The sequence below is a fragment of the Mycolicibacterium agri genome (assembly GCF_002553505.1).
GTDB lineage: Bacteria > Actinomycetota > Actinomycetes > Mycobacteriales > Mycobacteriaceae > Mycobacterium > Mycobacterium agri.
The window spans coordinates 1-5,848 of record NZ_PDCP01000159.1; the positions used below are offsets into that span (position 1 = coordinate 1).

A 5,848-nucleotide genomic window follows, 5' to 3' on the forward strand; every position below is an offset into this window, starting at 1 on the left:
CGCCTGCGCCCGCCCCACCGCCGCCGGCCGAGACGATCAAGCCACCCGTTCCCGTCGTCCAGCAGGCCCCGGCGCCCGCGCCGCGGACGGTGTTCGTGGAGAAGCCCGCGCCTGCGGCGGTACCGCCGCCTGCCGCACCGGCTCCGGCGCCCCCGCCGGCCGCACCTGTAGCGCCGGTCCTGCCGCCGCCCGTGGTCGCGCCGCCGGTGTACAACCCGCCGGTGTACGTCCCGCCGCGGCCCCCGGTGTACATCCCGCAGAAGCCTCGGCCCCCGTTGTGGGTCCCGCCGTGGCACAACGACGACCCGCCGCAGAAGCCACCGTGGCAGCCGCCGTGGAGCCCGCCGGACAACGACCCGCCGCGGCAGTACCCGGGTTCCGGCTCGGGCGACTACCCGGGTTCGGGCGGCTCCGGCAGGGGCGACTATCCCCGTTCAGGTTCGGGCGGCTACCCCGGATCGGGGTCGGGCGGCTATCCCGGCGGGTCGCGTTCCGGCGGCTCCGGCGGTGGCGGTGGCCCGACGATCTGCGTGCTCGGCCTGTGCACGGGCGGGCGGCACTAACCGGTCACCTTCCGTTGGTCTGGTGCTCGGTGTCGCGTAGCCGTTAGCTCATCGCGGCCGCCTAGAGAGGCGGTATGCGATGCACGGTATTCGGCACGGGTTATCTCGGAGCGACGCACGCGGCGGGGATGGCCGAACTCGGACACGAGGTCCTCGGCGTCGACATCGATCCTGGCAAGGTCGCGAAGCTGGCGGGCGGCGACATCCCATTCTACGAGCCGGGTCTGCGAAAGGTGTTGCAGGACAACATTGATGCCGGACGGCTCAGCTTCACGACGGACTACGACGCGGCCGTGCAGTTCGCCGATGTGCACTTCCTTGGCGTCGGAACCCCGCAGAGGAAGGGCGAGTACGGCGCCGACCTGCGCCACGTGTACGCCGTCATCAACGCCCTGGTGCCGCGGCTGTCGCGCTCGGCGGTGATCGTCGGCAAGTCGACCGTTCCGGTGGGCACCGCGGCCGAGCTCGGCGCCCGTGCGCGCGGCATCGCCTCCGCCGGTGTCGATGTCGAAATCGCCTGGAACCCCGAGTTTCTGCGGGAAGGCTTCGCCGTACATGACACCCTGCACCCCGACCGCATCGTGCTCGGCGTGCAGCCGGACTCGACGCGGGCCGAAGCGGCGATCCGCGAGTTGTACGCACCGATGCTCGCCGAGGGGGTTCCGTTCCTGCTGACCGACCTGCAGACCGCCGAACTGGTCAAGGTGTCGGCCAATGCCTTTCTGGCGACGAAGATCTCGTTCATCAACGCTATCTCCGAAGTGTGCGAAGCCGTCGACGCCGACGTCACGCTGCTGGCCGACGCGCTTGGCCACGATCCGCGCATCGGCAGACGATTCCTCAACGCGGGCCTCGGATTCGGCGGTGGCTGCCTGCCCAAGGACATCCGCGCGTTCATGGCGCGCGCGGGCGAACTCGGCGCCAGCCACGCGCTGACGTTCCTGCGCGAGGTCGACAGCATCAACATGCGGCGCCGCAGCAAGATGGTGGAACTGGCGACGAAGGCGTGCGGGTCGCTGCTCGGGGCCAACATCGCGGTGCTCGGCGCGGCGTTCAAACCCGAATCCGACGACGTGCGCGACTCACCCGCGCTGAACGTGGCAGGCATGCTGCAACTCAACGGCGCGACCGTCAACGTCTATGACCCCAGGGCGATGGAGAACAGCCAGCGACTGTTCCCGACGCTGAACTATTCGACTTCGGTCGTGGATGCGTGTGAACGCGCCGACGCCGTTCTGGTGCTCACCGAATGGCGCGAGTTCGTCGAGCTTGATCCGAACGACCTCGCCGACACCGTGCGCGCGAAAGTCGTTGTCGACGGCCGCAATTGCCTGGATGCGGCGAAGTGGACCGACGCCGGCTGGCGGCTGCACGCCTTGGGCAGAAGCGCTACTGTTTGACGCTTGTATAACAGTGCCGTCGGTCGTAGGCTCGGGTCATGAAGGAACGAATCCGCTGGATGGCGCTGCACGGCTTCATCAGCGGCGTTTCGAAGCTGGGCGCTCGCAGGGGCGATCCGCAGGCCAGGCTGATCGCCGACCCGTGGGTCCGGGAGAATCCGGGCGCCTTCGCCGACGAGTGCCGCAAGCGCGGCTCGCTCATCCGCTGCCGGGCGGCTTTCCTGACGTTCGACCACGGCGTCGCGCATGAGGTGCTGCGCTCCGACGACTTCTCCGTCCTCGAGCAGGGCAGCAATCTGCCTCGGCCGCTGCGCTGGATCGCCAAGAAGACCGACCCCGGCCTGCTGCACCCGTTGCGGCCGCCGTCGCTTCTGTCGGTCGAGCCGCCCGCCCACACCCGGTACCGCAAGCTGGTGTCGTCGGTGTTCACGCCGAGAGCCGTTGCGGCACTGCGGGAGCGGGTCGAGCAGACCGCCGCGTCGCTGCTCGACGACCTCGACGGCCATGACGCCGCGGTCGTCGACATCGTCGACAAATACTGCTCGCGGCTTCCGGTCACGGTCATCGGCGACATCCTCGGTGTCCCCGACGAGGACCGCCCGCGCATCCTGCACTTCGGCGAACTGGGCGCGCCCAGCCTCGACATCGGCGTCTCATGGCAGCAGTACCAGCAGGTGCAGGCGGCCATCGCCGGCTTCAACGGCTGGCTCGCAGGACACCTGCGAGAACTGCGCGGTGCGCCAGGTGAGGATCTGATGAGCCAGATCATCAGAGCATCGGAGGAGGGGCCGCGGCTCAACGAGGAAGAACTGCAGGCGCTCGCCGGGCTGGTGTTGGCCGCAGGCTTCGAAACCACAGTCAACTTGCTGGGCAACGGAATTCGGATGCTGCTGGACGCGCCCGAACACCTCGAAACGCTCGCCGCACGCCCGGAGTTGTGGCCCAACGCCGTCGAGGAGATCCTGAGGCTGGAATCGCCGGTGCAGATGACCGCGCGGGCGGCTGTCAAGGACGTCGACGTGGCGGGCATGCGGGTGCAGAAGGGCGAAACAGTCATCATCCACCTGGCGGGGGCCAACCGTGACCCCAACGTGTTCCCCGACCCGCACCGCTTCGACATCGAACGCGACAACGCGGGCAAGCACCTGTCCTTCTCCGGCGGCAGGCATTTCTGCCTCGGTGCCGCGCTCGCCCGCGCCGAAGGCGAAGTCGGGCTACGCACGTTCTTCGAACGCTTCCCCCACGCCCGGCTTGCCGGAAGCGGCTCCCGGCGCGATACCCGGGTGCTGCGCGGCTGGTCGTCGTTGCCGATCACGCTGGACGCGCGCGACGCCGCGATGAGTTCGTCGGGCTAGCCCCGGTCGTCGACCATATTCGGATCCCGCGTCGGGCCTTGAGTTAGGTTCGAAGCGTGGATTATCGCGCCGCGCTCATCGACGAGACCAAGGCATTCGGCGACCTGATCGGCACCGCCGACCCGGCCACACCGGTTCCGACCTGTCCGGACTGGACCATCAAACAGCTGTTCCGCCACGTCGGCCGCGGCAACAGGTGGGCGGCGCAGATCGTCGCTGACCAACGCGGGCAGCCGCTCGATCCCCGGGAAGTACCCAACGGCAAGCCGCCGGACGATCCCGATGGGGCCGTCGAGTGGCTTAACGACGGCGTCCGGCTCCTGATCGACTCGGTCGCCGCCGTCGGCGCGCACACGCCGGTGTGGACGTTCATCGGCCCCAAGCCTGCGCAGTGGTGGATCCGGCGCCGGCTGCACGAAGCGACCGTGCACCGCGCCGACGCGGCCATCGCGCTCGGCGCCGACTATCAGATAGGACCCGCAGTGGCCGCCGACGCCATTGACGAGTGGCTGGAACGCGTGGTCGCCGAATCCGCCACGGGCACAGCAACTTCGGAACGACCCTTGGGCCGTGACCAGTCGCTGCACCTGCATGCCACCGACGACGGCCTCGGTACTGCGGGGGAGTGGACGATCACCGGCGGCGACGACGGCATCGCCTGGTCGCACGAACACGGCAAGGGCGACGCCGCGCTGCGCGGAACCGCCAAGGATCTGCTGCTGGCGATCGTGCGGCGCCAGTCGGCCGCCGACGGGAACATCGAGGTGTTCGGCGACACGGCCGTGTGGGACGGGTGGTTGGCCCGCACACCGTTCTGAGCAGGTACGTTGCCGGCATGACGACTTCGGAGATCGCGACCGTCCTCGCCTGGCACGACGCGCTCAACGAGCGCGACCTCGACACCCTGGTCGAACTGTCCAGCGACGACATCGAGATCGGCGACGCGACCGGTGCGGGCCAAGGACATGACGCGCTGCTCAAATGGGCCGCCGCGCAGACCGGCACCGTCGAGGTGGGCCGGATGTACGTGCACGACGGTGTCGTCGTCGCCGAGCACACCGACGGCCAGGCGTGGGCGTTCCGCGTGGTGCACGACGACGTCACGTCGGTGTTCCGGCACGCCGACCTCGACTCCGCGCTGGCCGCGACCGACCTGTCCGACGAGGACCTCGCGGGCTGAGCTAGGCCGCGCCGCGCGGCTTGGCCAGCACCGCGGCGATCGCCGTCGTCAGCGGCACCGACAGCGCGAGCGCGATACCGCCGACCGCGGAGCGGGCGATCTCGATGGCGACCGTCTCACTGGTCAGCACGTCGCCGAGCGACCGGTTGGCCACGCTGAACAACAGCAGCAGCGGCAGCGCGCTGCCTGCATACGCCAACACCAGCGTGTAGACGGTGCTGGCGATGTGGTCGCGGCCCACCCGCATAGCGCCGAGGAAGATGGCCCGCCGGGACCGGTCGTCGCTCACCTCGGCCAACTCGAACACCGTCGACGCCTGGGTCACCGTCACGTCGTTGAGCACACCGAGCGAGCCGATGATGAACCCCGCCAACAGAAGACCGGTAATCGACACCTGCCCCAGGTAGGCGGCCACCTCGTTGTTCTGATCCTCCGACAATCCGGTTAGGTGTGCGAGTCCGATTGCGCCCCAGGATAATACGGCGGCCAGCAGTAAAGATGTCAACGTGCCGAGCAGGGCGGCGCTGGTGCGCAGGCTCACACCGTGCGCGAGGTAGATCACCGCGTAGAGGATGGCCGCCGATGCCACCAGGGCCACCGGGATGGCGGGTGCGCCGTCGCGCAACGCCGGCAGCAGGAACACCACAAGCACCAGAAACGCGATCACGATGCCGAACAGCGCACGCAACCCGCGCCAGCGCGCGACGGCGACGATCACGACGGCGAATACGGCGGCCAGCGCGACCAGCGGCCAGGTGCGCTCGTAGTCGTAGAACGCATACGTCGTCACGCCCGCCTGGTCGACCTGGCGGCTAAGGCGGATGTGGTCCCCGGGGGCGAGTGTGGGCTGCCCCGGGCCGCTGCTGAACTCCAGCACCGTCATCGCATCGGCGTTCGGCCCGGACCCGATCGACACCAGCACGTGCACGCAGGGGGTGTCGGCAGCCTCGGCGGGGGCAGGCGGCCGGGTGATCACCGCGCCGACATCGGGACCGCCGCATTCGGCCCGCCCGGCCGAAATGACCTCTCCGGCTTCGGTGGTCACCGCACCGCCCGCGGCGTTCTGGAACGGCAGCGGGATGTCGACCTTCTCCTGGCTGGGCCACAGCAGGGCGGCACCCGCCACGACCGCCACACCGACGGCCACCAGCACGCCGACGACGATCTTGGCGGCCAACGGCCCCAACGGAGATGGCCCCCGCACGGTGTGCGAGTGGGCGTGCGAGTGCGTCACCCGCACGAGGGTAGAGCGCCGATCTGAGCGCGGCCGCTACTGGCGGTAGCTGGTGAGGAAGTTGCCGAGGCGTTCGATGGCGTTGGCGAGGTCGCGGGCCCAGGGCAGGGTGACGA

General features: G+C 69.4%; 5 protein-coding genes and 1 pseudogene. 5 read left to right on the forward strand and 1 reads right to left on the reverse strand.

What is annotated here, in order from left to right; genetic code table 11:
- The 5 genes and pseudogenes from CQY20_RS35070 to CQY20_RS32995 all read left to right on the forward strand — a co-directional run.
- Positions 1-563: pseudogene (locus CQY20_RS35070) on the forward strand (DUF7159 family protein); the annotation flags it as partial.
- Between the two features lie 74 nt (positions 564-637).
- On the forward strand, positions 638-1,963 hold the full coding sequence (locus tag CQY20_RS32980; protein ID WP_097945414.1) for a UDP-glucose dehydrogenase family protein: 1,326 nt from the start codon (positions 638-640) through the stop codon (positions 1,961-1,963).
- Between the two features lie 38 nt (positions 1,964-2,001).
- The gene (locus CQY20_RS32985) at positions 2,002-3,318 is read left to right on the forward strand and encodes a cytochrome P450 (RefSeq protein WP_097945417.1); all 1,317 of its coding nucleotides are present in this window, start codon (positions 2,002-2,004) and stop codon (positions 3,316-3,318) included.
- 56 nt (positions 3,319-3,374) lie between these two features.
- A complete protein-coding gene (locus tag CQY20_RS32990; protein ID WP_097945420.1) occupies positions 3,375-4,136 on the forward strand; it encodes a maleylpyruvate isomerase family mycothiol-dependent enzyme in 762 nt (253 codons plus the stop codon).
- 17 nt (positions 4,137-4,153) lie between these two features.
- Positions 4,154-4,498 carry a nuclear transport factor 2 family protein gene (locus tag CQY20_RS32995; protein WP_097945423.1) on the forward strand — a complete coding sequence of 115 codons (345 nt, stop codon included), beginning with the start codon at positions 4,154-4,156 and terminating at the stop codon, positions 4,496-4,498.
- 1 nt (position 4,499) lies between these two features.
- On the opposite strand, the gene CQY20_RS33000 is transcribed toward CQY20_RS32995, so the two are convergent.
- The gene (locus tag CQY20_RS33000) at positions 4,500-5,732 is read right to left on the reverse strand and encodes a YibE/F family protein (protein ID WP_097945426.1); all 1,233 of its coding nucleotides are present in this window, start codon (positions 5,730-5,732) and stop codon (positions 4,500-4,502) included.
- Between the last annotated feature and the right edge of the window lie 116 nt (positions 5,733-5,848).